This is a genomic window from Anaerophaga thermohalophila str. Valhall (genome assembly GCF_000250735.1).
Taxonomy (GTDB): Bacteria; Bacteroidota; Bacteroidia; order Bacteroidales; family Marinilabiliaceae; genus Anaerophaga; species Anaerophaga thermohalophila_A.
The window spans coordinates 1-2,135 of the sequence record NZ_AHZV01000347.1; the positions used below are offsets into that span (position 1 = coordinate 1).

Consider the following 2,135-nt stretch of genomic DNA (forward strand, 5'->3'; position numbering starts at 1 on the left):
GACGAAAACTTATGAATAAAGCAGGTTAAAATTACAAAAGTGGAATCGGACGGATTTTTTTCGTCTGATTCCACTTTTATTTTTCTGAATGCCGGGAATGTCTATATAGCGATGGTCTATGAACTCACAAAAAGACTTGTGTAAGCAGGCGTTTTCACTTTTTAGACAACGTCGGGATTCATTAAGTTTTTTACAGTAAAGTTTAAATGAACACCGTTAACCTCAATAGATCGTTAGATTTTTGGATATAAGATGTAAGATGATTGTTACAACCTTGATCGACTGCATTTTAACAGTCAAACCCATTTAGATGCAAACAATTGGTTTGCAGCGTATTGAAAAAGTTTAACGGAGTATTGTAACCTTAAAGTATGAATATAATCCTTAGCAAAGCTTGAGAGAATATTCATGCCCGGGTACGGCAAAAATTAAGCCCTTACTTCTTCTGTTTCAACGTCTCCTCCCTGTCCGTAAGCCGGACAATCCTGAACAGATTTACAAGACGAAAAGGCCAGGGCTATTAACAACAATGCTGAGGCGAAAAATGCTACTTTCTTCATGATTGAAAAATTTTTGAAATAAATGTAAAAGGTTTCTCGATAATCACAAAATTTTTTGTTTCCAACTTCTCAGTAAACGATAAATGACCTTTATTTGTTACGAATTTTTTTTGTTTTCTTGATAAGATGATTGTTTTTTCGGACAAAAGTGTTGTTCCCTCTGATCGAAATAAAAATTTCCCCAAATCGTCAATATATATTAACTTTGAATTTTATTGATGTGCATTGTTTTTGTTGCCGGGTTCTTCATCTTTTTTTGGTTGGAAATGACCCCGGCAGTCCATTCTTTGAATTGTTTTCCTGAATATTACGATGCATTTGAAAAAATATTTTAGCCGAACTAAAAAAATATCGTTATGCAAATTAAAAATCTGCAAGGCTCCATAGTGGCCATTGTGACTCCTTTTAAAGATACAGGAGAGATTGATTTTGAGACTTTTGATGAATTAATTGAATTTCATATAAGCAGCGGAACTGATGGTATTGTTGTATGTGGAACTACCGGTGAAACGCCCACTTTGAGTGATGCGGAAGATGCTCAGATGATTGAAAGGTGCGTGAAGAAGGTTAACGGGAGGGTTCCTGTTATAGCAGGGACAGGGAGTAATTCTACCTCCGATTGTATAAAATACAGTAAAAAAGCCGTAGAACTTGGAGCTGACGCTTTACTGGTTGTATCTCCATATTACAATAAACCTTCGCGCCGTGGTATTTACAAGCATTTCTCGCAGGTAGCCAAAAACGTTGATGCCCCGGTTATTCTCTACAATGTGCCGGGTCGAACCGGTAGTGTTATTGAACCCGGCACAGCAATCGAATTGGCCGGTAACCATAAAAATATTATTGGTATTAAGGAAGCCGGTGGTGATATGAATGTTTTTGCCGAGCTTTTAGCCAATCGTCCCGAAGGTTTCAAAGTCTACAGTGGAGACGATTTTCTCTCTTTTTCGGCCAATTGTATGGGAGCCGACGGATGTATTTCCGTGGTGGCAAATCTTATTCCTGCCGATTTTCATAAGATGATGAAAGCATCTATTGATGGTGATTTAAAAACTGCAAGAAGTTTGTTTTTTAAGTATCGCACGCTGATGGAACTGATGTTTCTCGAGTCTAATCCCTTACCGGTAAAAACAGCTTTGGCGCTTATGGGAAAAGTGAGCGAGGTGTTCAGGGCACCGCTTTGTGAAATGGAAGATGAAAACAGGGAGCAACTGAAAATTGAACTTAAAAAACTGAAGCTTCTATAAACGGCTTTAGTTTTTTCGTATAAAATTTGTCTAAGTTATTGGCCTGACTGAACTGGCATGCGAAAATTTACACATAATCTCGTTGTGGTAAATCTTACTATGCAGTTTTTTCAATAGTCAGTTTAAAAAAGCCTAAACGCAAAGAGGTGATGACACAAAGTTTTTACTATGAGAGCGTTGTGGTTTGTGCCATTAATTGTATAAACAATTGATTACCAGATGACTGCAAAAGTTTAACGGAGTGTTGATACAAAAGACCGTTAGATTTTTAGATATAAGTAATCGACAGGCAGAAGTTTGCCAGGCAGAAGGCAGAAGTGTTAACCTG

General features: G+C 37.4%; 2 protein-coding genes. One reads left to right on the plus strand and one right to left on the minus strand.

Going from position 1 to position 2,135, the window contains the following annotated elements; translation table 11 throughout:
• Positions 1-428: 428 nt before the first annotated feature.
• Positions 429-560: a hypothetical protein gene (locus OQ5_RS25025; protein WP_016778803.1), complete on the minus strand. Its 132-nt coding sequence runs from the start codon at positions 558-560 to the stop codon at positions 429-431.
• Positions 561-916: 356 nt separating this feature from the next.
• Here OQ5_RS25025 and dapA point away from each other — a divergent pair, with 356 nt between their 5' ends.
• Entirely contained in the window at positions 917-1,807 is an 891-nt protein-coding gene (gene dapA, locus OQ5_RS0117900) for a 4-hydroxy-tetrahydrodipicolinate synthase (protein WP_016778806.1), read from the plus strand.
• Positions 1,808-2,135 lie beyond the last annotated feature (328 nt).

What these genes read in the sequence shown, in the direction of transcription:
- OQ5_RS25025 (WP_016778803.1), bottom strand. Translation starts at nt 560, where the DNA reads ATGAAGAAAGTAGCATTTTTCGCCTCAGCATTGTTGTTAATAGCCCTG.
- dapA (WP_016778806.1), top strand. Translation starts at nt 917, where the DNA reads ATGCAAATTAAAAATCTGCAAGGCTCCATAGTGGCCATTGTGACTCCT.